General features: G+C 45.0%; 23 protein-coding genes and 1 pseudogene. 17 read left to right on the top strand and 7 right to left on the bottom strand.

All coding sequences use genetic code 11. The annotated features are described in order from the left end of the window. Entirely contained in the window at window positions 1-1,218 is a 1,218-nt protein-coding gene (locus tag F0229_RS08910) for a ParA family protein (protein WP_017061213.1), read from the bottom strand. A 1,260-nt stretch (window positions 1,219-2,478) separates the two neighbouring features. On the opposite strand from F0229_RS08910, the gene F0229_RS08905 reads away from it, so the two are divergent. Continuing rightward, window positions 2,479-4,458 (top strand): replication initiator protein RctB domain-containing protein, encoded by a 1,980-nt coding sequence (locus tag F0229_RS08905; protein WP_017061215.1) that lies wholly within the window; start codon window positions 2,479-2,481, stop codon window positions 4,456-4,458. 380 nt (window positions 4,459-4,838) lie between these two features. Here the strand turns inward: F0229_RS08905 and F0229_RS08900 are convergent, their stop codons facing one another. Continuing rightward, window positions 4,839-5,357 (bottom strand): transcriptional regulator, encoded by a 519-nt coding sequence (locus F0229_RS08900; RefSeq protein WP_171732668.1) that lies wholly within the window; start codon window positions 5,355-5,357, stop codon window positions 4,839-4,841. Then, window positions 5,354-6,241: pseudogene (locus F0229_RS08895) on the bottom strand (ABC transporter ATP-binding protein). Before F0229_RS08895 ends, F0229_RS08900 begins: the two are co-directional and overlap by 4 nt. Before the next feature lie 185 nt (window positions 6,242-6,426). Between F0229_RS08895 and F0229_RS08890 the strand changes: the two are divergent. After that, a complete protein-coding gene (locus tag F0229_RS08890; RefSeq protein ID WP_017061218.1) occupies window positions 6,427-6,621 on the top strand; it encodes a hypothetical protein in 195 nt (64 codons plus the stop codon). Window positions 6,622-6,810: 189 nt separating this feature from the next. After that, window positions 6,811-7,371: an NADAR family protein gene (locus tag F0229_RS08885; RefSeq protein ID WP_032547138.1), complete on the top strand. Its 561-nt coding sequence runs from the start codon at window positions 6,811-6,813 to the stop codon at window positions 7,369-7,371. 174 nt (window positions 7,372-7,545) lie between these two features. On the opposite strand, the gene F0229_RS08880 is transcribed toward F0229_RS08885, so the two are convergent. Beyond that, entirely contained in the window at window positions 7,546-8,304 is a 759-nt protein-coding gene (locus F0229_RS08880; RefSeq protein WP_017061220.1) for an ABC transporter substrate-binding protein, read from the bottom strand. A gap of 88 nt (window positions 8,305-8,392) precedes the next feature. Here F0229_RS08880 and F0229_RS08875 point away from each other — a divergent pair, with 88 nt between their 5' ends. Together F0229_RS08875 and F0229_RS08870 are read left to right on the top strand one after the other, a co-directional pair. After that, window positions 8,393-10,825 carry a response regulator gene (locus tag F0229_RS08875; RefSeq protein ID WP_171732667.1) on the top strand — a complete coding sequence of 811 codons (2,433 nt, stop codon included), beginning with the start codon at window positions 8,393-8,395 and terminating at the stop codon, window positions 10,823-10,825. A gap of 253 nt (window positions 10,826-11,078) precedes the next feature. After that, window positions 11,079-11,738: an HAD family phosphatase gene (locus F0229_RS08870; RefSeq protein WP_171732666.1), complete on the top strand. Its 660-nt coding sequence runs from the start codon at window positions 11,079-11,081 to the stop codon at window positions 11,736-11,738. A gap of 94 nt (window positions 11,739-11,832) precedes the next feature. Here F0229_RS08870 and F0229_RS21875 read toward each other — a convergent pair whose 3' ends face one another. Continuing rightward, complete coding sequence (locus F0229_RS21875; protein WP_017065124.1) at window positions 11,833-12,015, bottom strand: hypothetical protein; 183 nt, start codon at window positions 12,013-12,015, stop codon at window positions 11,833-11,835. Between the two features lie 83 nt (window positions 12,016-12,098). Between F0229_RS21875 and hppD the strand changes: the two genes are divergently transcribed. Genes hppD through maiA form a run of 4 tightly spaced genes read left to right on the top strand, consistent with a single transcriptional unit; the run spans window position 12,099 to window position 16,065 of the window. Continuing rightward, window positions 12,099-13,172 carry a 4-hydroxyphenylpyruvate dioxygenase gene (gene hppD, locus F0229_RS08865; RefSeq protein WP_171732665.1) on the top strand — a complete coding sequence of 358 codons (1,074 nt, stop codon included), beginning with the start codon at window positions 12,099-12,101 and terminating at the stop codon, window positions 13,170-13,172. After that, a complete protein-coding gene (locus F0229_RS08860; RefSeq protein ID WP_171732664.1) occupies window positions 13,165-14,295 on the top strand; it encodes a homogentisate 1,2-dioxygenase in 1,131 nt (376 codons plus the stop codon). Before hppD ends, F0229_RS08860 begins: the two co-directional genes overlap by 8 nt. Before the next feature lie 12 nt (window positions 14,296-14,307). Next, window positions 14,308-15,345 carry a fumarylacetoacetate hydrolase family protein gene (locus tag F0229_RS08855; protein WP_171732663.1) on the top strand — a complete coding sequence of 346 codons (1,038 nt, stop codon included), beginning with the start codon at window positions 14,308-14,310 and terminating at the stop codon, window positions 15,343-15,345. Between the two features lie 21 nt (window positions 15,346-15,366). Next, on the top strand, window positions 15,367-16,065 hold the full coding sequence (maiA, locus tag F0229_RS08850) for a maleylacetoacetate isomerase (RefSeq protein WP_171732662.1): 699 nt from the start codon (window positions 15,367-15,369) through the stop codon (window positions 16,063-16,065). 80 nt (window positions 16,066-16,145) lie between these two features. Here the strand turns inward: maiA and F0229_RS08845 are convergent, their stop codons facing one another. Next, window positions 16,146-18,164, bottom strand: coding sequence for an acetoacetate--CoA ligase (locus F0229_RS08845; protein ID WP_171732661.1), 2,019 nt, complete (start codon window positions 18,162-18,164; stop codon window positions 16,146-16,148). Window positions 18,165-18,364: 200 nt separating this feature from the next. Between F0229_RS08845 and phhA the strand changes: the two genes are divergently transcribed. The 6 genes from phhA to F0229_RS08815 all read left to right on the top strand — a co-directional run bounded on the left by phhA (window position 18,365) and on the right by F0229_RS08815 (window position 22,534). Further along, the gene (gene phhA, locus F0229_RS08840; protein ID WP_171732660.1) at window positions 18,365-19,159 is read left to right on the top strand and encodes a phenylalanine 4-monooxygenase; all 795 of its coding nucleotides are present in this window, start codon (window positions 18,365-18,367) and stop codon (window positions 19,157-19,159) included. Continuing rightward, window positions 19,149-19,487, top strand: a complete 339-nt coding sequence (locus tag F0229_RS08835) for a 4a-hydroxytetrahydrobiopterin dehydratase (RefSeq protein ID WP_116871108.1) — start codon at window positions 19,149-19,151, stop codon at window positions 19,485-19,487. The genes phhA and F0229_RS08835 overlap by 11 nt, the downstream gene beginning before the upstream one ends. A gap of 143 nt (window positions 19,488-19,630) precedes the next feature. After that, window positions 19,631-20,731, top strand: a complete 1,101-nt coding sequence (locus tag F0229_RS08830) for a Fic family protein (RefSeq protein WP_216606099.1) — start codon at window positions 19,631-19,633, stop codon at window positions 20,729-20,731. A gap of 183 nt (window positions 20,732-20,914) precedes the next feature. Next, window positions 20,915-21,262 carry a hypothetical protein gene (locus F0229_RS08825; protein WP_171732658.1) on the top strand — a complete coding sequence of 116 codons (348 nt, stop codon included), beginning with the start codon at window positions 20,915-20,917 and terminating at the stop codon, window positions 21,260-21,262. 249 nt (window positions 21,263-21,511) lie between these two features. Continuing rightward, complete coding sequence (locus tag F0229_RS08820; protein ID WP_004736949.1) at window positions 21,512-21,721, top strand: DUF3283 family protein; 210 nt, start codon at window positions 21,512-21,514, stop codon at window positions 21,719-21,721. Window positions 21,722-21,817: 96 nt separating this feature from the next. Beyond that, a complete protein-coding gene (locus F0229_RS08815) occupies window positions 21,818-22,534 on the top strand; it encodes a YebC/PmpR family DNA-binding transcriptional regulator (RefSeq protein ID WP_017072329.1) in 717 nt (238 codons plus the stop codon). Between the two features lie 151 nt (window positions 22,535-22,685). Here F0229_RS08815 and F0229_RS08810 read toward each other — a convergent pair whose 3' ends face one another. Then, window positions 22,686-22,937: a DUF2798 domain-containing protein gene (locus tag F0229_RS08810; protein WP_108166870.1), complete on the bottom strand. Its 252-nt coding sequence runs from the start codon at window positions 22,935-22,937 to the stop codon at window positions 22,686-22,688. A gap of 84 nt (window positions 22,938-23,021) precedes the next feature. Between F0229_RS08810 and F0229_RS08805 the strand changes: the two genes are divergently transcribed. After that, window positions 23,022-23,924, top strand: coding sequence for a LysR family transcriptional regulator (locus tag F0229_RS08805; protein WP_171732657.1), 903 nt, complete (start codon window positions 23,022-23,024; stop codon window positions 23,922-23,924). Window positions 23,925-23,936: 12 nt separating this feature from the next. Further along, complete coding sequence (locus tag F0229_RS08800; RefSeq protein WP_017070192.1) at window positions 23,937-24,812, top strand: NAD(P)-dependent oxidoreductase; 876 nt, start codon at window positions 23,937-23,939, stop codon at window positions 24,810-24,812. The last annotated feature ends 232 nt before the right edge of the window (window positions 24,813-25,044 follow it).

Raw genomic sequence — 25,044 nt, 5'->3', positions numbered from 1 at the left:
TTATCCCTGATTAAGTGAAGGCCAGTTGCTATGTAATACGCGCTCTAATTCTAGAGCACTTTTTTGTACTGCGTCTTGAGCAACAGCTAGAGTTTTCTTACCGCCCTCAAAGTCGCTCACCGTTAGATCGAAAACCGTGCTGTAAGTGTCGGCACAGGTTTCAAAAGCACGGCTTCTTGGAATGGTTGCCATCATTACTTGGTCATTCAACAGGTAGTTCATTTCAGTCAGAACTGACACCTGTTTCTTGTTGTCGTCTTCAAACATGGTTGGCATTAGACGAACAAATTCGAGCCCTTTCCAGTCATCCGGGAACATTTCGTAAACCGTTGGTAAGTGCTGGAAGAAGTTAACCGTTGAAGCCCAATCCAAACGCTTAGCTGCACATGGAATCAGAAGTGCGTTCGACGCGTACATTGCATTCCATACTAGAGGGTCAACGTGCGGGCCGGTATCAATCATAATCACATCGAAGTCATCGGCGATTTTGTCGATAAGCTTCTCTTTTAACAGACGAACAATATCAAGTGACTGATCTTGTGAAAGGCTTTGCCACGCTTCAGCGTTAAACATCGCATCTTCTGGGAAAGCAGAAATTGTCTTCAGGTTTGGATACTGAGTTGGCAATAGTACGTTCTTACGAAGAAACTCTAGATCGACATCTTGGCCTTCAGGCACGTTGTCCAACATGATATCGACGGCAGAATAGATGCTGTCGTGCTCTGCCCCACTAATTTGTGGATTTAGGAACAGACGCAAAGAGCCCTGTGGGTCCAAGTCAATCAGACAGATACGGTAGCGCTTATCCAAATTCAGAGACAAACAAGCGGCTAAGTGAACTGCTGTCATTGATTTACCCGTACCACCCTTCTGGTTTTGTACGTTGATAATCCATGGCTTATTATCAGCGTGCTGCTTACGTTCATGGAACTTCGGCACTTCTGCCGCGTCCATCAACATGTGAGCTTCTGTCAATGAAATCGAGTAATGATTAGCGTTGTTCTTTGTGAACTGATGGCCATCAGCTTCAAGTTTAGTGATCGCTTCATCGAGCTTACGACGCGTTAAACCAGAACGAGTCTCCATCATAGCTTTAGACATTGGAGGGAAATGTTCATCACTTCGCTCTTCCAAAATAATCTCAATTCGGTCAGCCTGAACTTGTTGAGTTTGTTCGGCTAGCTGATAGAGCTTATCAATCGTTTGTTCTCTTTTCATTGCCAGTTTCCGTAATGATTAACTAAGTACAAATTGTACAGCGATTAACAACAAACACAACAAAAACATGAACATACATTTATGAGTAAAATCACATAAAATAGACCGCGTTTTTACAATTTGATGAAACATCGCCTTAGACAAACACAAAAATGACTGTTTCTATCATGTATAACCATGCTATTTCTAGTCTACATTTTAAATGTTACAGCATCACTTATTTACAATGTAAATGGAATTTCAACGAAAAACCTTCGGAACGATTGAAATACAACCGTAGATTACGGTTGGTGTGATTTGCATTCGAATTTATAGATTTTCAATCCAATAAAAATTAAAAAACACTCAATGACCAAAAAATTCAAAACAGAAGAGAAGATGGGGTGTCAAAAAACAACAGAGGATTGGAACCTAACCGGAAGAATGATCATGGAGCACATCCAGTGTAAGATAATTGATAACGCCAAATTATGAAGCATGATCAAGGCGTAAACTGAGCAATATTGATCCGAGCAACTGCACATTGAAAATGATCAACCTCCGGAAAAATGATCAAGTAAACATAGTTCCGGAAGCATGTAATTTATGAACTAAGTTACGGACAAATGCTTTTGGAATGGGGATTCAACGCCTATAAGGGCTCAATGATTGAAAATTCAATCGACACAGACCAAGAATACACAAACATGACAATTTCATGATCATGCTTCCTAGTTAAGACCCACCCGCTCTAAATACATCAAAGCAATCCATTTCCAGCGGATACAGACTAAATTTTGCACTCAATAGGGTAGGAACGATAAAAAAGTATGCTCTCTTGATCATTGTTCCGATAGATTGGCCACCACAAGTGTCCACTTAGACAAGTCAAAAGCGACTTAGAAACCGATGTTGAATTCCGATCTGTGGATAAGCTGTATAAGTATAATGATCATGCTTTCGAACCAATAATGATCATGCTTACAATGACTTAATGATCATCGTTCTGATGTTCTGTGATCATGCTTTCTTAAGTTTAATGATCATAGTTTCGGAACCTTTATGATCATGCTTTCCAAGGCGATTTATTTTAATTCTTTAAATTCAGCTACTTAGAAGCAAAGTTACGTCCAGATCATTAGATCACTTAATCATTTAAGATCATATTAATCAAAAAGATCAGTTCTTTAAAAGCCAATAAATTCTCTTTATTTATGATCATTCTTTCTTTATCATTCAGGAACTATAGTGAAATTACGGTTAGTGTGATACGGATCAAAAATGAAACCAGAAGAGAAATTGTTAATTAAGGCACGAAGCCACAAAGATGGTCATTTATTTGAGGTATCTGAAACAGCCGTTGAATGGATAGAACAATATCAACACTTCAAAGGTGTCACCAAAAGCATAGTTGAGCTTCTTAACCTAATTTCACTTCGTGGGTTTAGCAGTAAAGACGGGTACGTTTCCACCACTGAGATTATTGAATCAACCGATGGTCAAGTCACTCGCGCAGCCTTACAGCAAAGGCTGAGAGCTGCAGTTAATATCGGATTGTTCAAACAAATCCCCGTTCGCTTTGAAGAAGGCCTTGCTGGTAAAACCATGTTGCATCGCTTTGTGAACCCAAACCAATTGATATCGGTGCTGGGTGCCACCAGCTTAGTGACAGAAAGCGTGAAGCAAAATGAAAAGCAAAAGCGCTCTAAAGCCCTAGCTCAAACCAAAGTAAACAAGCGCTTACTGAATGAACATGGGTTGAATACCCCACCAACGATGAAAGATGAAGCGGATCAATTCATTGTTTCGCCAACCAATTGGGCGGGGATTATTGATCAAGCGTTAGCGCCACCTAGAACTCGTAAGAGCTACCAGAAATCCATGGTTTCGATCTCTGGCACTCGCGCTGTGATCGAGACAAGATCTTCTAAAAATATCATGACCGTTGACGATCTGATGACGTTATTCGCGTTATTCACGCTCACCGTTCAATATCATGATCACCACCAAGATGATTACCATCTAGACGCGAAACACACGCCGAACAAAACACCACTCTACATCACTGATATTTTGTCTTTACGTGGCAAGAAAGACAGCGGCCCTGCTCGTGATTCGATCCGCGATAGTATTGATCGTATCGAATTCACGGATTTCCAACTGCACGAGCTTACAGGCCGTTGGCTTAGTGAGAACATGCCAGAAGGCTTTAAGAGTGATCGTTTCCGATTCTTAGCTAGAACCATTACAGCATCGGAAGAAGCGCCTACAGAGGGCTCTGACGGCGAAATTCGCATTAAACCGAACCTATACATCCTGGTTTGGGAACCTTCGTTCTACGAAGAGCTGCTGACGCGTGACTATTTCTTCCTATTTCCGCCAGAAATCCTGAAGCAACATACCTTGGTTTTCCAAGTGTATTCGTACTTTAGAAGCCGCATGGCACGTCGCCATTCAGATAGCATGTTGCTCAGTGAGCTCAACCAGAAATTGGCGCGTAACATCGATTGGCGTCGTTTCTCGATGGATCTGATCCGCGAGCTCAGAAAATTGGGTGAAGTCGGGGATCAAGAAGATACCTTCCTGGTTAATCTATGGGGTTATCACTTGACGATCACCGCGTTGATCGAAAAAGGGAAAACGACCGATTATCAGGTAGATATCAAATGTAATGTGGAAGAAGTATTACGTTACTCAAGAGCGCGTACCACTAACGCAGGTAAGCGTAATATGGCACCAACGCTGCCGAACCCACTTCGTAACGAAATGGTGTCTAAGCAGAAACTGGAAGAGCTGTCTGAGATTATCGATGGTGAGTTTGAACCCATTCAGCGTAAAGCACCGTCGCCAAGAGGCAAATTGGGACGTCGAGTTAAGCAGCGTAAACACTCTGTTGAGATCAACGCTGACGAGATCATGATTACTCTCTCTAAATATACCTCTGCAGAGGCTCTAGAACGCAGCATAACGGCTTTATCTGCTATGACAGGGCACTCACATGCCTCAATCAAAGAAGAGTGCTCAGAGCTCATTGAGAAGCTTGATTGGTTGAGAGTAGGGGAGGACGTTATCCCATACGAAACACTGAGTCGCTTGATTGAGCTATATAACGACCGAGATAGCACCAGCAATCGACATCTGTCCATTGAACGTTTGATCTCTGGTTTAGCGGTGCGTCGTAAAGTGTGTAAACAAGTTCATGAAGGTCATTTAGACGAAAACGTGTTCCTTGCGCTCGATGAAATGGCGATTGGCCACTAGTCATTATCCTATCGCGATAAGCCTGTTTTGCCGTCGCTGAATGGATAGTTTTGAACACATTAGGTGCTGATTAAAATCGCACGTAACGCTGACAAAGTGATGACAAAGTAGCGCATCTAGTTGATTATTATTTATCCCGAATAGACAACCTTTGTCCTTTCTTGTGATTAATAGATTGGCTCATATTTTGTTACATCATACTGAATAGATTTTTGCGAGTTCCCAAGGGACTCGCTTTTTTTTGCCTAAAATTCAGTCAATCATTAAAATTCAATAGCTTACAGAGTTAAACGCCGAAGCATGATCAAGGCTCGATCATGCTTTCTACGGATCTAGCTCTGGTGAGATTCTGATTTGATGCTTGATCGAGAAGGGCTTGATCAGTGGAGATGGCGTTGAATAATGCCTTGATCATCGTTTCGGGGATGGGTTGCCATAAAGCGTACATGCGACTCGATCAATTTTTCAGACTCTGCTTTCCAACGTGGTTCTTGCTGTTGGTTCGTAAACTCCAAAGCCAATACACACAAGTGTTGTAGCCGCTGTGTACACCACTCTTGCAATCCTGCTTCTGATTTTGGGTCACATGACACCGCTTGCAGCTTACTGTAGGCAAACATTAGGTATTGGTAGGCTTTATCTTGATGGTTTGAGCTGCTGGCCTCCTGCGAAGCCAACTCCGGATTCGATGAATCCGCGAGGTGGCGATAGAAAGTAAAGATTCTCAGGCATCCGTCTAGCCAACATGCGATGCCTTTGCTCTGCTCATCCGTGATCAATGGCCCCCAGAGCGCATCTGGAGGCGTTAAGATCAAAGGTTCTAACCGGTCCACTTGATCATGCTTTCGGTCTTTGTACCAATCTCCGATCCGCTCTAACCAAGTGTCTAGTTCATTCATGCAACGTTATCCCACTGTTTTACAAAGTGATTATCAGAAACTTGTTTGATTTCATGCTGTATTTCACTGCTCTGCTCTCGAATACGATCAGCGTCTATTGAATAGTTTGGCTCATTTTTGACGAGTTCGCCAAATGGCAGATCGGGATCTGGTACGGCAGAGATCAACAACTTAGTGTACGGGTGTCGTGGATTGGTTAAGATCGACTGGGTTGATCCCCATTCGACGATCTGTCCTTTGTACATAACCGCTGTCTCTTCTGCGATGTAATGTGCCGTGGCAAGATCGTGGGTTATGTACAAAAAGCCAATCCCCAACTCTTGCTTCATTTTTTGCATCAGGTTCAACACGCCAAGTCGAATCGAAACGTCCAACATCGAGGTGGGTTCGTCAGCAAGAATAACCTCAGCGCCAACGGCCAGTGCTCTCGCTAGGTTAACCCTCTGTCTTTGGCCCCCACTGAGCTCGTGCGGGTATTTGGCTAGCGTTTCGATGGGTAACTCCACCAGCGTTAATAACTCTTTGAGGCGCTCTGTGAGAGCCTGTTTAGTGGCTACCTGTTTATGGATCTTAAGTGGGCGCGTTAAATGGTGATCAATAGTGTGAGTGGGATTGAGTGAACCAAAGGGGTCTTGAAAAACCATTTGCACACGGCTGCGATAATCCAAGATATCTTTACGGCTTTTCAGAGTAGAGATGTCTCTGCCTTTGAACAGTATCTCTCCCTCTGTCGCAGGGTAAACCTTGGTCATCAATCGTGCGCAGGTGCTTTTCCCGCAGCCAGATTCTCCGGCTAAGCCGAAAATCTCGCCTTAGCCTATGTGAAAGCTAACGGATTTGATTGCATTGAAAGAGGGGAAAATGAGAGTTGGATCAAACCACATTTCTTATGGGGAATCTTTTAAATATAATTGCAGAAAATGGCTTTGGCAAAGTTTAAATGAGGCATTTATTAATTAGCTTTGTGAAGCGTCGGAATCATCACACTTCAGTACAGAATTTCTTAACAAGCGAAAAAGCATTTGCTACAGATTACCTGTCCATTACATGGTGCTTTTCGGAGGAAAACATGTCCATTAATTCTATCAACCATGATGAAATGACAAATATTGCAAACAAGTGGGATGCTGAAGAAGAAGTATCTTTCAAACCAGAAAAGAAAATGAAGTCTGCTGAAGCTCGTCGTCGTATCGAGACTCTAAGAGAAATTAGAGAAAGCGGTTTGAGTCTGGAAGAAGCGAGGGAGCTAGGTCTTATTCACTAATAATCCCCATTGCATTTAGAAGGGTGGCACAACGCCACCCTTTGATTTATAAGTGTTTTTTCATGTTCCCTATCCAGATTTAATCAACTCCTTGATTCTTTGGCTCACTGTTCCGTTTAGCCTATCCCTTGTGATATTACGCTTTTCAGATGAAAAACACGCACATGGCATACTCTTGAACTAAGTTGTTTGACAGTCATATTCAACGCCACTAATTTTAAAGTTAAAGCAAAAATATGCGATGTCGTTGGTAAGGAGAAGGCTATGTCTAATTCTGTGGCTCAAGTTAAAGAAGTGCTGTTTTACGAACCCGAAGATCCGAACGGATACCTGTCAAATTTTGCCGCTTGTCCTATCAAGGTAGGTGATCAAGTTTGGGCAACCAGCGAACATTATTATCAAGCGATGAAGTTTGCCTCCGAAGCGCTACGTAATACCATTTTGGAAGCCAGTACACCTGCTGAAGCGTTCTCTTTAAGTCGTGACTACGAAGACCAAGTTCGCGAAGATTGGTATGACATTCGTGTTGAAGTGATGCAGTTTATTGTGACGGAGAAGTTCAGACAGAATCCACAGTTTGCGCTGTTTCTTACCAATACCGGGGATTCGGTGATCAAAGAACATTCGCACAAAGACCACTTCTGGGGCGATGGCGGCGATGGAACCGGCGAGAACCATTTGGGTAAGATTCTGATGGCAGTGCGTCACCAGCTTCGCACTCAGCAACTGCATTTGATTGCTTCGCACTGATTCGTCGATTCAGATAGCGGCATGCTTATGATTACCCCTTAGACGCATTTAAAAGGCCGCCCTGCTATCTAGTATGAAGCAGGGCGGCCTTTTCGGTTTTAGAGAGTCAGGCATCAACGAGAGTTAACGTACGTGACTAAGCTATCCGTTGCTAAGTTCTAAGTTACGCTGGTGCTATAAGTAACTCTGTACGATGTCGTCAAGCTGTCCATCGTCTTTCATTTGGTCTAGGCGTTGGTTGATGAAGCTTTGCAGTTTAGGATCCATCTCAGGGTCAAACGCCAAATGGATAGGGTAGTTATTGATGACAGAACCAAACTCTTGCATCTGGTAATCATCAATACTCAGTTTTTGTTCGTTTAGGTTGTATTTGATTCGTGATTCCATTTCCACAAACACGGTATCGCCAGGTGCTCGGTTCAGGACACGAAACGCAGCAGTGTAATCTTTTACTCGAATCTCGTTAAGCTTGCCCTGTTGGATATAAGGTTCCAAGTTCGGATACTCAAATCCTTTCAGCAATACTACGGCTTTCCCATCGAGATCATCGATTGTATTGAACTCAAATGGCTTTTTACCGCTGCTGAGTAATACGTGTTTTACATTGTAAATCGGGTCTTCAGATAGGTTCGCAGATTGAATATTCCCCCAACTAGGGCTGCCATAGGTAACCCAGTTTGGATTCTCTCTCGCATCGAGCTTGTCGATCATTCGATTAAAAGGGTAGGTGTGGTAGTTGATCTCATATTGGCTGTCATCAAACACGGCTTCCACAATATCTGAAACAATTCCTCTGTGAGATGACCCGTCAGTTTCGATTTGAAAAGGTTGCGCTTGGCTCGCAATAATGTAGTAGTGAAGAGGTTCGTTTGCAGAAGCATAACTGCTTGAAAACAAACTGACTATGGATGCAACGATAAGATGTTTTTTCATAACCTTCCCTAGTTATTTGATGAATGACTACTATTATACTAGTTGAGTAATTGTAGTTTGCTAGGATAACAATAATGGTAATTTGTGTATGTTGACAAAAGGAAAACGCTACGTTGGACTCTCCCGACAGTTGATCGGGATGATAATAGCGATCAGTACCTTATTCACAGTTATAGTGACAGGTCTCGGGTTGTATGTAGAGTACCAAAGTCGAGTTTCTTTTATCAGCTCTCAGATCGAGCAGGTTAAGGCTGGCTACCTTTCTGGCTTAACGGCAAGTTTGTGGGTTGAAGATCGAGAGCAATTGTTTGTGCAAGCCGAAGGCATCTCTCGCCTCCCTTCGGTCAGTTACCTTCTTATCGAAAGTCCCGATGAAAAAATTCTAGAGTTAGGTCAAAAGACCGAAGGCCAATCTTATTCTCAGTCTTGGGAAATGGTGCACCAGATGGGCGGCACAGACTTCCCGTTGGCGACGCTCACGGTGCAATCAGACTTGAGCATGATCCTAGATGACTTTGAAGAACGAGTGTTATTGTTGCTCGCCTTCGAAGCCGTTAAAATCTTCTTGTTGTCTCTCGTATGTTTAACCATCGTCTATCGTCTTGTCGTAAAACGTTTGATGACTATGTCTTCCCAAATCAACCAACAACAGGTCGAAGACAACAAACCGCGCTTTATAACGCCAACTCACTCTACTTACAAAGATGAGATATCGACTCTAGAGAGTAGCTATAACCGATCGGTAGAACGTATTCGTCAACAATATCAAGAGCTGGAAAAAGCTAAAGATGTTGCTGAGGTGGCCAACCGTAATAAAAGTGAATTCCTTGCCAATATGAGTCACGAAATCCGTACACCAATGAATGGGATTATCGGGTTGTCGTCTTTGCTCTCTGAAATGGATATGCCGAAAGAGCAAAAAGAGTACATCAACATGCTCAACACCTCTTCGCTTACGTTGCTCGACTTAATCAACGACATTCTCGATTACTCGAAGATCGAAGCGGGGCGACTAGAGCTTCAGCAAGAGCCGATGAAAATGATGGGCATTGCGGCCGACGTTGAATCAACCTTTCGAGTGAAAGCCGAACAGAAAGGGCTTCGATTCCAATTAGCGATCGACCCTAAGATCCCAACCATGGTGATTGGCGACGGTACTCAACTAAGACAAGTCCTAAATAACTTAGTAGGCAACGCGATTAAATTTACCGAGCATGGCCACGTCACGCTCTCGCTTCGTTTGGAAGAGGTGGTTGAGCCTGAGCAAAAACTCAGAGTGAGGTTCGAGGTTGTCGACAGCGGTATCGGTATTGCAGAAGACAAACAGAAATCGGTGTTCGATAAGTTTCAACAAGCCGACGGCAGTACCACACGTATTTATGGAGGCACAGGGCTTGGTCTAACAATATGCGAGAAGATAGTGACATTGATGGGCAGCAAGCTTGAACTCACCAGTGTTGAAGGTAAAGGCAGTACCTTCTATTTTACGGCTGACTTTGACCCGTGTTTAGAAGCCGATGAAAGCAATATCGATTTCAATAAGGTTTCGGTTCTGCTTGTGGATGATAGCCAGCTGAACATGCGTATAACGTCTACACAGCTTCAATCCTTTGGCGTTAAGTCTGAGTGCTGTGAAACGGCAAACCAAGCGTTAGAGTTGGTTTCAGAGTCTGTGGCTCAGTCATCACCTTATGATCTCGTTCTGATAGACAAAGTAATGCCGTCCGTTGATGGCTTTCAACTGGCGAGAAGCTTAGTTGAACGCTTTGGTAGCGAGTGTCCCAAGTTAGTGATGATCTCTGCTGACCCTAGAAAGCAAGATGAAGCTCGTGCTAAACAAGTCGGTTTTGTTGCCTACATTGCGCGTCCTTACCAAGATAATCAGCTTAAATGGACCATCAGTGAGGTACTCGCGAGAGCGGCTGATACTTCAGTCTTTACCTATCCGAACAGAGGAGAGGTTGCGTTTAAAGACAATGAACCTGTGCCGTTAAGTAAACCTGCAGCGGTTGTTAAAGATGCTCCCATTGTCTCTGTAAACGCCACACCAGCCGATAAACAAGCTCCAATTCAAGCAGAGTCAAAACCTGTCGCAGTTGCCGGAGAATTTAGTGGTACAGTTTTAGTTGTTGAAGACTCGCGAGTAAACCAACAAGTCGCCAAGATGATGCTCAAGAAGCTTGGCTTTGAGGTTGATATTGCCGACAACGGTGAAATTGGTGTCGAGAAATTCAAAGCCAACGAATACGAGATGATTTTTATGGATTGTCAGATGCCGGTTCTCGATGGCTTCGAAGCGACCAAGCAGATCCGAGCGCTCGAAGAAGGGGCTGCAAAGCATATTCCAATCATTGCGCTGACGGCCAACGTCGTGCAGCGAGACAAGCATTTGTGCTTCGATGTAGGCATGGATGAGTTTTTACCTAAACCGGTTAACCAAGGCAAACTGAGAGAGATCGTAGCGAGTTTCTTGTCTGATAAGAGCAAACTAACGGACGAAAATGAGCAGAAGATTGTTTAGCTCGGGCGTCATTAAATCCAATCGTTAAACCCCAAACTCCGACCTAATCAGTCGGAGTTTTTGTATGTATTCAGTAAGTTGATTCCTTTCTACCCTTTTATCATTTTTGAATAAATGGAGTAGACTTGATTGTCATCTTCACGAAACATAATTGCCACAGAAATACGCTCTAATTGTCATACATTCGCTATAGCATTCAGCCAACTTGAACTCCTGTTTAACCTGAACGAAATTCAACCTGTGAGAGCCTAAGATGTTCAAACCTTTGTATGTATTTGATATGGACGAAACGTTGATCAATGCCGATGCGGCGATGCTTTGGAATGAATTCTTGGTTGAAAAGGGCATTGCTACAGCACCGAACTTTATTGAAGAAGATAAGCGCTTAATGGGTCTGTATTCGGAAGGCAAACTGAACATGGAAGATTACCTCACGTTCGCTATGCAGCCACTCGCGGAAATGCCAACAGAGCAAGTCACCGCACTGGTGGAAGAGTGTGTTGAACAGTATATTTTGCCTAGACAGTTCAAGCAGTCGAAACCTTTGATTGAGCAGCTAGAGCGCGACAACATCGATATGTTGATCATCTCTGCCAGCGTGACCTTCTTGGTGGAAGCTGTGGGGCGTAAGATTGGTATCGAGAATGTACTTGGTATCGATTTGATTGAAAACCAAGGCCGTTTTACATCTGAGATCTCAGGCGTTCCAAGTTATCGTGAAGGTAAAGTGACGCGTTTAAAAGAGTGGTTAGACAATAAAGAAACTAATTACTCAGATATCCACTTTTATACAGATTCAATCAACGACTTACCTTTGTGTGAACACGCTGATTTTGCCTATTTGGTAAACCCATGTCCGCGTTTGAAAGCACTGGCTGATCAACCGAATTGGTCGATTCTCAACTGGGATTAACGCGAATCCTTTATTCTAATTAGATTCGTTTTAGAACTTATTAAGCCGCTGACTACAGCGGCTTTTTTGCATCATCAGTCTAATGTTCGATTTATCACCTTAACTGATAAAAGTGTGTCTGTAACAATTTAATAACATCTCTTGCTTGGTTGTAAATTAAACCACCGTCTTTCAATCCCTTGATAGCACTCACTTTCTTGTCGTTGTTATTTATCTGTAACAGATATTTTACAAATTGACGGGTTTTTAGCGTTATTGCCCATTTCCTTCGATGCATTCCAATCTTTCCGCTTGTGGGCCAAATTTAATTAAGGACAAAAAACACGTAATACAAAACCAATAGGTACAAGGAGAAAGTTCATGGTGGATACATACAACCCGCTTGGCACGGATGGATTCGAGTTTGTTGAATACACGGCCGTTGACCACAAGGGAATTGAGCAACTTAAAGCACTGTTTGTGTCACTTGGTTTTGCTGAGGTCGCCAAGCATCGCTCAAAAGAGGCTTGGCTGTATCGACAAGGTGACATCAACTTCATCGTTAATGAACAATCGCACAGCCAAGCGGAAGCGTTCGCTAAAGTGCATGGGCCATCGGTGTGTGGCATGGCTTTTCGTGTCAACGAAGCGACAGCTGCAATGGAACAAGCGTTTAAGGGCGGCGGTGAAGAGTACAAAACAGAAATAGGGCCGATGGAGCTGAGTATTCCTGCCATTTACGGCATCGGTGAAAGCCTGCTCTATTTTGTGGATCGTTATGGCAAGCAGAGCATCTATGACGTCGATTTCCGATTCTATGACGATGCGGAAAAGCGCATGGCCGAAGCCAATGTTGGCTTGTATGAAATCGACCATCTCACGCACAACGTGAAACAAGGCAATATGGATGTTTGGTCTGGGTTTTATGAGCGCATCGGTAACTTCCGCGAGATTCGCTACTTCGACATTGAAGGCAAGCTGACAGGCCTTGTGAGCAGAGCCATGACCTCGCCATGTGGCAAAATCCGCATCCCTATCAATGAGTCTTCAGACGACAAATCACAAATCGAAGAGTTCATCCGCGAATACAACGGCGAAGGCATCCAACACATCGCGCTCGCAACGGATGACATCTACAAAACGGTGAAAACCCTGCGTGATCGCGGCATGGACTTTATGCCAACCCCAGATACCTATTACGAGAAAGTCGACGAGCGTGTGAAGGGCCACGGTGAAGACACCGATCTGCTGCGCGATTTACGGGTTCTGATTGATGGCGCGCCGACCAAAGACGGCATCTTGCTGCAAATTTTCACACAGACGGTAATTGGGCCTGTGTTCTTTGAAATCATTCAGCGTAAAGGCAACGAAGGCTTTGGTGAAGGTAACTTCAAGGCGCTGTTTGAATCGATTGAAGAGGACCAGATTCGTCGAGGAGTATTAGACGATGCATAAATGGATCTCGTTTCCTCATCGGGAGGGGGTGTGCTCTAAACAAGCGCACGCCGACTTCCCCGAAGAGGCAATTTATGAGCGAGAAGCGGGCCGAAGTGGATTCTTTGGCCCTGCCGCTCACTTTCATCACCAGCATGCCCCAACAGGTTGGTCGGAGTGGGAGGGTGATTTACGTCCTCGCGCTTTTGATTTTACGCTGGTGGAGAAAGCTAACCAGATAACCCCTTGGGCGGTGCCTCATCTTTTGCACAATGCGGACTGCAAAATCCGTGTGTGGCGCATGGATGAGAAGATGGATTTCTTGGTGCGTAATTCTGACGGTGATGAGCTGCTGTTCATTCACCAAGGTAGGGCAGATCTCTATTGCGACTATGGTCATTTAGAGGTGAGTGAAGGGGATTACGTGATGATCCCGCGCTCAACCAATTGGCGCTTGGAGCCAAGTGAGCCGATGTTCATCTTGATGATTGAGAACACCGACGCGGCTTATTCCTTGCCTGAGAAGGGCATGGTCGGCAATCACGCGGTGTTTGATCCAGCGGTTCTTGAAATCCCGTCGATCAACGATCAATTCCGCGCTCAGTACTCCGAAGATCAAACCCAAGTTCAGGTGAAACGCCACGACAAAGTCAGTGTGATCACTTATCCGTTCAATCCTTTAGACGCGATTGGTTGGCATGGGGATTTGGCTGTGGTGAAAGTGAATTGGCGCGATATCAGACCGCTGATGTCACATCGTTACCACTTGCCACCGTCTGCGCATACGACCTTTGTTGGCGCAGGCTTTGTAGTGTGTACCTTTGTGCCACGCCCGATTGAGAGCGATCCAGGTGCGTTGAAAGTGCCGTTCTATCACAACAATGACGACTACGATGAAGTGCTGTTCTATCACGCTGGTGACTTCTTCAGCCGCGATAACATTGAAGCGGGCATGGTGACCTTCCACCCTGCAGGCTTCACGCATGGGCCTCACCCAAAAGCCTTTAAGGCAGGGCAAGCGTATAAGAAAAAGTTCACTGATGAAGTCGCGGTGATGATCGATACTCGCCACGCGCTGCAGTTCTCTGACGAGCTCGATAGCGTTGAGAACAAAGAATATGTCTACAGTTGGCAAGAGAAGTAAGGGGCAACAAGGATGAAATTAGCAACCAAGAAAAATGGTACTCGTGATGGTCTGTTGATGGTCGTGAGTAAAGATCTCAAACAGTGCGTGCCTGCCACCGAAATCTTCCACGCGATGCATCTGGCACCTACCATGCAGGTAGCTTTGGATAACTGGGACAGCGTGGCTTCTCAGTTAGAAGAGTTATACACCTCGTTAAACAACGGGCATGTGACTGGCAGTGAAGTGTTTGCATCTCAGTATTGTGAATCACCTCTGCCACGCGCATATCAATGGGCTGATGGCAGTGCTTATGTAAACCATGTTGAACTGGTGCGTAAGGCGCGTGGTGCTGAAATGCCAGAAAGCTTCTGGGTTGATCCATTAATGTATCAAGGAGGCTCAGATGCGTTTATCGGCCCTCGTGACAATATCGAATTTGCCAGTGACGAGTGGGGCATCGATTTCGAAGGAGAGGTTGCGATTGTCACCGGTGACGTACCTATGGGTGTAAGTGCTAAGCAAGCGCACGATTCGATTCGTCTACTGATGTTGGTGAACGATGTGTCTTTGCGTGGCTTGATTCCGGCAGAGCTAGCGAAAGGCTTTGGCTTCTTCCAATCTAAACCGTCTTCGGCGTTCTCTCCGGTCGCCGTTACACCTGATGAGCTTGGTGAGCAGTGGAAAGGCAGCAAGGTACATCTACCGTTGATATCGACCTACAACGACCAGCCTTTTGGTTGTCCGAATGCCGGTGTCGATATGACTTTCAACTTTGCTGAACTAGTAGTCCATGCTGCGAAGACTCGTCCACTGTCGGCGGGTGCGATCATTGGTTCTGGCACGGTTTCCAACAAGCAAGGCACTGACCACGGCACCTCAATTTCCGAGGGCGGCGTGGGCTATTCATGCATTGCCGAGGTGCGCATGATTGAGACGATTCGTGATGGTAAACCGTCGACTCAATTCATGTCGTTTGGTGACTCGATCAAGCTTGAGATGCTTGATGCGGCGGGTGATTCCATTTTTGGCGCGATAGACCAAAAAGTGAGCCAGTATCGAGCGCTATAATCCACGTAATAGGGTTTCAGTATGAGCGAGAGCATCGTGAACAAGAACATTATACTTTACGGTTACTGGCGCTCTTCGGCTGCCTATCGGGTGCGTATTGGATTAAACCTAAAGCAACTCAACTATGAGTCTAAATCGGTCCATTTGGTGCGTAATGGCGGCGAGCAGCATGATCCACAATATCGCGAGCTCAATGCCAGTGAATTAGTGCCAGTGCTGGTGGATGGTGACGTTCAACTCAATCAGTCGCTGACGATTCTGCAATATTTGGACGAAAACTATTTGTGTGAGAGCAGCCCAGACTCCTTGTTGATTCCAGAGCAAACACCATTGCGCTATCAAGCGTTGGCAATGGCTCAGGATATTGCGATAGAAATTCACCCTCTGAATAACCTGCGTGTGTTGCAGTATTTGGAGCGAGAGTTGTCGTGTGAGCAAGAGGCGAAAATAGACTGGCTTCACTATTGGATGAGCCAAGGTTTTTCGGCATTAGAAGAGAAGCTTTCTAAGCATCGTCAAACATACGCTGATTCAGTTTATAGCCTCACCGATTCACCATGCATTGTCGATATTTGCTTGGTGCCACAGGTGTATAATGCGCTGCGCTTTGGCGTTGATATGTCGCCTTATCCGCTGATTAACTCAATTGTCGAAGCGTGCAATCAGTTACCTGCTTTTATTGAGGCGATGCCAGAGAATCAGGTAGATGCGAACGTATAGCTCAGATTAAGCCCCAACGGTTATTGATAGTAGAAAGCCCTCCACGATGTTCATTCGTGAAGGGCTTTTTTGTTTCAAGTTTAAAGCGAAACAACACTCTTTATCTCTTCCAAAACCTCGGCGTTAGCGATAGCCCCGAGGTTTTCTACATTTTTGCCATTGATCACCTGTTTCACAGCCAACTCCACCAGTTTGCCAGATCGTGTTTTTGGCACATCGCTGATCGCAAATATCTGGCTTGGCACGTGTCTTGGCGAACAAGAGGATTTGAGTTTGCTTTTGATGGCTGTCAGTAACTTTTCATCTAAACTCACACCTTGCTGCAGCTGAACAAACAGCCATACCTGTTCATTGCGGTCGATGTTTTTACCGACTGCTATCGAATCGATGATGCCGTCAATGGTGTTCACTTGCTGATAGATTTCGGCCGTACCAATTCGCACGCCACCGGGGTTGAGTGTGGTGTCGCCTCGCCCGTAGAACAGGTAGCCGCCATGTTCGCTCTGTGCGACTTCATCACCGTGATGCCACACATTGTCGAACCTATCCCAATAGGTGCTGTGATAGCGCTCTCCGGTGTCATTCCAAAAGCCAGCGGGGAAGTTGGGTAGGGAGTTGGTGCATACTAATTCGCCACGTTCGTGATCGACCTTTTGACCAGACGAATTGAACACCTTGATGTCGACGCCGAGCCCGGCCTGTTGGCACTCTCCGCGATACACAGGCGAGATTGGGTTACCCAAAACAAAGCAGCCACAAATATCCGTGCCGCCAGAAATCGACGCTAAATGCAGGTCTTGCTTGATGTGCTTGTAAACGTAATCGAACTGCTCTGGGTAAAGCACAGAACCCGTCGAGCACAGTGTTCTTAATTGAGGCAGAGAGTGGCTGTCGATTGGTGAGAGTTCGGCTTTCTCAATCGCTTCTATGTACTTGGCTGAGGTGCCAAATGTCGATACGTCAGCACGCTGCGCTAAATCCCATAGAACGTTAGGTTGCGGGTAAACCGGGCTACCATCAAAGATAACCAAACAAGCACCGCTGGCGAGCGCAGATACGTGCCAGTTCCACATCATCCAACCACAAGTGGTGTAGTAGAACACGCGATCTCTTGGTTTAATATCGCAATGAAGCTGATGCTCTTTTAGGTGGTTGATGGTAGTGCCACCGACAGAATGCACTATACATTTGGGTTTGCCTGTGGTGCCGGAAGAGTAGAGTACAAACAACGGTTCATTGAAGCCGACACGAGTAAATCGAAGAGGTTTTGTCTGATAGTGATTAATGATTCTGTGCCAGCTTAGAATCGACACATCATGTTCAACTTTTTTCTTCTCTAAATCGCTCTTCTCTAAGTCATTACTCGGTTTCAAATAACCGATCTCACACACCTGTTTTAATTCGTTTAAGTGTTCGATGATTTCACGGTTCTTGCCCGCCATATCGAACGTTTTACCATTGAAGGTGTAACCATCGCAGGTGAATAGCACTTTGGGCTTCACTTGGCCGAATCGCTCAATCACACTCTCAACGCCAAAATCAGGCGAGGTTGACGTCCAAGTCGCCCCTAAGCTGGTGGTGGCGAGCATGGCTATCACGGTTTGTGGTAGGTAGGGCGTATACGCAGCAACCACATCACCTTGCCTTACGCCGCTATCAACAAGCCATTGCTGAACGTTGGACACAGCCTCACATAGGGCTTTCCATGTGTAGCTCTGCTGCTCACCACGCTCATTCTCAAACCAAATTGCGTGCTCGTCAGGCATGGTTTGCGCCAAGCGCAGCAAGTTCTCGGCGTAGTTTACTTGCGCATTCGGAAACCAAGCTGCATCACGATTGGATTTAGGTTGCTGCCAGCGGCTCTCACCTTGCGTTTTGATGTCATCCCCTTGCGAGCCAACCACTCCACAAAACTGCCACACGTTTTGCCAAAACGACTCAGGCTGATCCACCGACCATTGATGGAGTTCGGCGTAGCTTTGTATGCCTCTATCTAGGTTTAAATCAGACAGATCAAGGTTGTCGATAAATCGGGTTAAGTTGGCATCAGCGATACGCTGCTCACTTGGCTGCCAAACTGGCTTGTTGCTTTCGTACATTCCTTTACCTTTAACAAAAACTTAACGATTTCAGTCTGGTATGAAGGTTTTACAAAGTCAAAAGATCAGGGGAATAAGACTTTGATATATTTATGTAAATAAAATGTTACATAAAGGGCTATTTCGAAAAATAGCGTAAATTTGGTGCTTACAATGAGTGGGGATAGGCTTAAAGGGAGACATTCGAAAGGAGGTACGTAATGACTCAATATCATTCTAAGCCCGTGAGCCAAGAGGGATGGGTTGAGTGGAGCCTCGAAGAAGACGCCATTTGGCACGACTTGGTGAAAAGGCAACTGGACGTCATTGATGATCGCGCATGTGAAGCCTATTTGCATGGATTGACGTTGCTTGATCTGCCATTAGACAGAGTTCCTCAACTCCCTGAGATAAACAAAGTTCTAAAGGAAACAACAGGTTGGCAAGTACAGCCCGTACCTGCGTTGATCGATTTCGACCGTTTCTTTGATTTGCTAGCCAATAAGCGATTCCCTGTAGCAACATTTTTGAGAACGCGAGAAGAGTTTGATTACCTACAAGAACCAGATTTCTTTCATGAAATTTTTGGTCACTGTGCCATGCTCACTAACCCTGATTTTGCCGCTTTCACTGAGCAATATGGAAAGCTAGGCCAAGCAGCCACCTCTAAACAGCGAGGTTACCTTGCCCGTTTGTATTGGTTTACGGTTGAGTTCGGTTTAGTAAAAGAGGGCGATAGATTGAAAATCTACGGCGGCGGCATTCTCTCTTCTCCAGCAGAAACTAACTATGCGTTGGAAGGAGATATGGCCGTTCGTGAGCGTTTCGATTTACAAACGGTGCTAAGAACCCCTTATCGCATCGACATCATGCAACCGAAATATTATGTGATTAATGATCTGGCTGAGCTATTTCAAATCAGTCAAGAAAACCTGTTACAGCAAGCTGATCTCGCAATTGAAGCGGGGTTACTACCACCACTTTTTGAACCTAAGGAACCGACACATGTTGAATGAATTAAAATGCGAAGCCTGCAGTATCGACGCGATTGCCCTGAGTAAAGATGAGCAGCAGTCTCTTTTGTTGGAGTTATCTGACTGGCAAATCATGGAAAGAGACGGCATTCCGCAGCTTGAGAAGGTGTACAAATTTAAAAACTACAAGCAAGCATGGGCATTCAGCAACAAAGTGTCAGAGTTGGCAGAAGAAGAGTTCCATCATCCTTCTATCTTATTAGAGTGGGGCAAAGTCACCGTCACTTGGTGGAGCCACTCAATCAAAGGCCTGCACAAAAATGACTTCATCTGCGCCTCACGCTGCGATGTGTTCTCGGTGAGTGAATAGTCCTTCTGGGCTGGAGAAGTACTTCTCCAGCCTCAATGATTTGAATACCCCATTATTCGGCTCACTTTGTGATTTGAATAATGACCTTAAACACCTCATAATGTGATTTGAATAAGTGATATTTTCGCATCATGGGGCGTAATATGTGGATTTGGCAGCAAGATAATTGGCCAAACTTTGTTTGGGATAATCAGAGAATAGGCGTGAGGTTAAGAGAAGTTCGGCTTAATCAGGGCATTTTATTGGGCAAGATTACCTCTCAATCTGCAGACCAAACGCAAACAATGCTCGATACTTTGCTAGCGAACATTGTCCACTCCAGTGCGATAGAAGGAGAAAAGCTGAATGCCTTCTCTGTTCGTTCTTCTTTAGCCAACAAACTTGGCGTGAGTGAAGAGCGACCTTTTCCTACGACAGAACAAACCGATGGCCTAGCTGAAATTATGTTGGATGCGGTGCAGAACCTAACAGAGCCACTAGCGCCTGATAGGATCTTACATTGGCACGATAGACTGTTTCCTCAAGGCTACACCATGTTTAACCCTGTAGTTGGAGGTCAGCTACGAGGTGACGCTCCGATGCAAGTGGTATCAGGAAGAATTGACCGCCCAACCGTGCACTTTGAAGCGCCTAGCCGAGACATTCTTGATGCTGAGCTAGATACATTTATCACATGGTTTAATGATTCACTTACCGACGCTACACTCGATCCCTTACTTAGAGCTGCGATAACTCACCTTTGGTTTATCACCTTACACCCGTTAGATGATGGTAATGGTCGTATTACTCGATTGTTGACCGACTTGGCGTTAGCACAAGCAGAGAAGCAATCGGTACGTTTCTATGCGATGTCGGTGGGGATACTTGCTAATCGCAAACATTATTACGAGATATTGGAGCGAACCCAGAAAGGGGGACTCGATATCAGCGATTGGTTGATGTGGTTCTTAGATACATTAGACGAGACGTTTACAGGAGTTTTTTCTGAGGTCGACCAAACCGTTTATAAGACCAATTATTGGCGAAGTGTAGATCAAACTAAGCTTACTGTAGAGCAAGTGAAAGTGCTTAATAGAATGCTTGATGGTGATTTTTCTGAAGGTATCAATGCTAGTCAATATAAAAAGGTAGCGAAGGTGAGTAGTGCCACAGCAACACGTCATTTGAGCGCTTTGACTGAGAATGGCTGCTTAGTTAAATCTGGTTCTGGTGGCAGAAGCACGCGCTATCTGTTGCCTGAGTAGGGTTTAGGCCTTTGATGCATCTCAGGGCTAGTTCGACCTGCCTATTAGCGACCACATAACTCTGCTCCGCTTTCAATTTCGTGTGTGAAAAATCTATAAATATCAAAAGAATAATGTTATGCAGCGGATGTTCTATATTGGTATTATGGATACTTTGATAAGCGTGATTATTCGAGTTAAATTATGCAGTTAGATGAGTATATTAAAGAAACGTTAGTGCAGATAGTAAAAGGCGTGAATGATGCTGCTCAAGAGGTGTCTTCGTTAGGTGGCACTGTTAATCCTCATGCAACGTTTATTGATGCTGCTTTTGATGTACACCCTGAAAAGCCGCCAAAGCAAACTATTAAATTTGATATAGCAATCCAAGTAAAAGAAAGCACTGATGTTGATGCTAGCGCAAAAGCCAAATTATCAGTTTTCTCTATCGGAGGCGGTATTAAAAACTTAGATGAATCAAACATTGCTCATAGAGTAACTTTTGAAGTTCCTTTAGACCTCCCTTGCCAAGCTTTTAGTAATGTAGAGTAAGCGTGTTAGTTATGCTGCTGTCTTTCTAAAATGCGAACCATTGGCCATACAAAGATAACATTCCCCCCTACTCTTTATATTGTAATGGCCTCTTTACCCAAATGCACTTTCCAAACCTAGCTTGACCTGCATCAGCGACTTGCTTGGTTTCTTGTCTCATAAATCCTTTCTACTACTCATAGTATTGGTTTTATGAGGCTGCTCTATGATATATTTCTCGGCCAAGTGTATTACAGACGAAGGCGACTAATGTCTATCAACCTTTCACTCCTTCCACCCAGCGAGAAAAACAAAATCGAACTGGATAAGCAGGCATCGTTTCTAGTATGGAAATTGAAGCAGGCTAAATGTGGCCCTGAAGCCATTGTTGAAGAAGCAATGAAGCTCGGTGACCCAGATGAAAAGGCGTGGTTTGAACAGTCTGTAGAAAAATACAAACGAGTAATGGGCGTCGCATAACCGCAGACAAACCTTGCTCAGCAAAGCTGTAGAATTGAAATGACACAGTAATTTGCTAGAATTTGCCCCGTTAATTGAATCAGAGAGAAGATCCCGATGGGAAGAAGTTTTGAAGTGCGCAAAGCCTCAATGGCTAAAACTGCTGGCGCAAAAATTAAAGTTTATTCCAAATACGGTAAAGAAATTTACATGTGTGCGAAGAATGGTGGTTCAGATCCAGACATGAACCTGTCGCTTAAGCACCTTATTGCTAAAGCGAAGAAAGACCAAGTTCCTGCACACGTAATCGACAAAGCGATCGACAAAGCAAACGGCGGCGGTGGTGAAGACTACGCTCCAGCTCGTTACGAAGGCTTTGGCCCAGGCGGCACAAGCGTAATCGTTGACTGTCTAACTGACAACGGCAACCGTACTTTCCAAGACGTTCGCCAATGTTTCGTTAAAACTGGCGCGAAAATCGGTGTTGAAGGTTCTGTTTCTCACATGTTCGCTCACCAAGCTGTATTCCAGTTCAAAGGTGAAGACGACGAGATCATCCTAGAAACACTAATGATGGACGACGTAGACGTAACAGACGTTGAGCTAGAAGACGGTGTAATCACTGTATTCGCTCCAACAACTGAGTTCTTCAAAACGAAGACTGCACTAACTAACGCGTTCCCTGAGCTAGTTCTAGATGTTGAGGAAATCACTTTCGTTCCTCAAACTATGACGCCGGTAGCGGAAGAAGATTCTGAGAAGTTCCAGAAGTTCTTAGACATGCTTGACGACTGTGATGATGTTCAGCAGGTTTACCACAACGCTGAGCTGTAATTTTTACAGTTACAACAGCTAATAAAAAACCGAGCCTAGTGCTCGGTTTTTTTATGGCTGTAATTCAGTCGTTTACCCATGAACATAGCTTTTTTACCGTATCTTTTTGATCGCAGAACCTAGACTATAGCTCCTTAACATTAGCCCTTGATCATCGTTCCGTGATGTCAGGTTCGCAAAGCGTTCTTGGGCGACAAATCCATGCTGAGAATTTTCTGATCAAAGGAAGCACGGTGAGGTTGAGTGTGATGGCACACGGCCAAGCGATGAAAAAGCTTTGCATCCAGATTGGCGGCCACTCGGAGCTGAATCCCATTTTGTAGCCAGAAATTAACCCAGACATGATGGTTGCCATGGTGAGTGAGGATAAAATCGCGGTTACCCAAAATTGTTTTTTGCTCATATATGTTTCTCCCGTGATTTTCTGATGTTGATGAGATAAGGTTACATTTATCCATTAATGAGAAAAATAGGCACATGTAGAAATATGAATTCCATATTTGGAAACATTGATGATCTGTTTTTATTCTGTGCAGTGGTTGAAGAGGGCTCTTTGCTATCGGCTTCGAAACGGCTGCAACTCCCTGTGTCGACTATGTCGCGTCGGCTAACCGCATTGGAAGATCGCCTCAATATCCGACTTTTAGAAAAGAAAGGTCGAGAGCTGGTGGCCACCAAAGACGGTGAGGCGGCGTTTGCAGCGCTGAGCAGCGGCATGGAGTCGATTCATCATGGCTTTAATAGCTTGCTCGAAGAGCGTGACGCTATCCAAGGCAAGATAAAGCTCGCCGTGCCTCATAACTTCTACAGTGGCTTTCTAGGGTCGACGGTAGAGCAATTCCTCACTCAGTATCCAAACGTTCAGCTCGACCTTACTCTGAGCCAGCAGCAGCTCATTCCACAGACTGATCGTGACTTACTGATCACGTTTAAGATCTCGGACATGGAAGGCATGATTGCTCGACCGCTGTTTAAAGCCAAACACGGGTTTTATGCAAGCCCAGAATACTTAGATTCGCGTGCAACAATAGAAAAACCCGACGACCTAGAGCTGCAAGATTGGATTAACGTCGATGATGTGTTTGATATGCCGCTCTACAAATCCGACCGCTTAGAGCAGATGATCACGATTAAACCTAAGTTCATCGTCAACGATATTCATGCGGTGGCGGCAGCAGCGCAAAAAGGTTTGGGGCTTGCTTCATTGCCTTTTCGTCATGTATCCCCTGAGATGAATTTGATTCAAGTGCTCCCTGAGTATCATCGGGGTGATCGCCAAGCGTATTTAGTGTACAAAGAAAGAAAATATCAGCCAAAGGCTTTGACCCTGCTTATTGATGCACTGATTGAGAGTGTTCGATCTTTTCATAGCGATGGTTTGGTCAAATAAAAGGAGAAAGAAATGAAAGTAAGTTTTATCGGGCTAGGCGTTATGGGTTTCCCAATGGCAGGCCATCTAGTCAAAGCCGGTTTTGAAGTAACGGTATTTAACCGCACTCACAGTAAAGCGCTAGACTGGGCTGATAAACACCAAGGTAAAGCGGCAGAATCTGTGGCTGAATGTGTAGCGGAAGCTGACGTGGTATTGGTTTGTGTGGGCAACGATGACGACGTACGCAGCATGACAACCAGCGAAACAGGCGCATTGGCAGCGATGAAGCCAAACGCGATTCTTGTCGATCACACTACAACGTCTGCAGTTCTGTCTGAAGAGCTTGAAGTGGCAGCGAAGCAAGCCGGTATTCGCTTTATGGATGCACCTGTATCTGGTGGCCAAGCGGGCGCAGAAAATGGCGTGCTAACCATCATGTGTGGTGGCGAACAAGCGCTTTTCAACGACCTTCAACCTGTGTTCGAAGCTTACGGTAAGTCGTCAGTTCTTATGGGTAAAGTCGGCCAAGGCCAACGCGCGAAAATGGTTAACCAGATCTGCATTGCAGGAGTGTTGAATGGCTTATCTGAAGGCTTAGTGCTTGCTGAAAAATCAGGTTTGGATATCCCAACTCTGGTTGATTGCCTTAAAAACGGCGCTGCTGGCTCATGGCAGATGGAGAACCGCGCTACCACAATGGCACAAGACAAGTTCGATTTTGGCTTTGCAATTGATTGGATGATCAAAGACTTAGGTTTCTGTCTAGATGAAGCTGAGCGCCAAGGCATCCAGCTTCCACTGACTGAAAAGACCAACAACGCCTACAAGGCACTGTCTGCCGAAGGACAAGGCCGCATGGATACATCAGTATTGATGAAAGCCGTGGTTGAAGAGACAAAGAAGTAGAAAGATCGAAGTAATAGGAACTTCGTTTAGATAACTAAAAATAGCCGCGGATTAGCGGCTATTTTTTTGGTTTGAGCTCTGCCGAGTGCGTTAATCCAAAATAAATCCCCTCCTAGCCTCCCCTTGATTCATATGTAGATCCCTTGCTGATCGTGGAGAGGGGAGGAATAGAACATCGCTCGTTAAAAGTGTCGATATATGTTCAGTGCTAAAGAAAGTTCTCCCCCTCTGC

Origin of the sequence: Vibrio sp. AIC-3 (genome assembly GCF_013114515.1) — a bacterium.
Taxonomy (GTDB): Bacteria; Pseudomonadota; Gammaproteobacteria; order Enterobacterales; family Vibrionaceae; genus Vibrio; species Vibrio crassostreae_C.
This window is presented reverse-complemented; position numbering and strand designations above follow the sequence as displayed.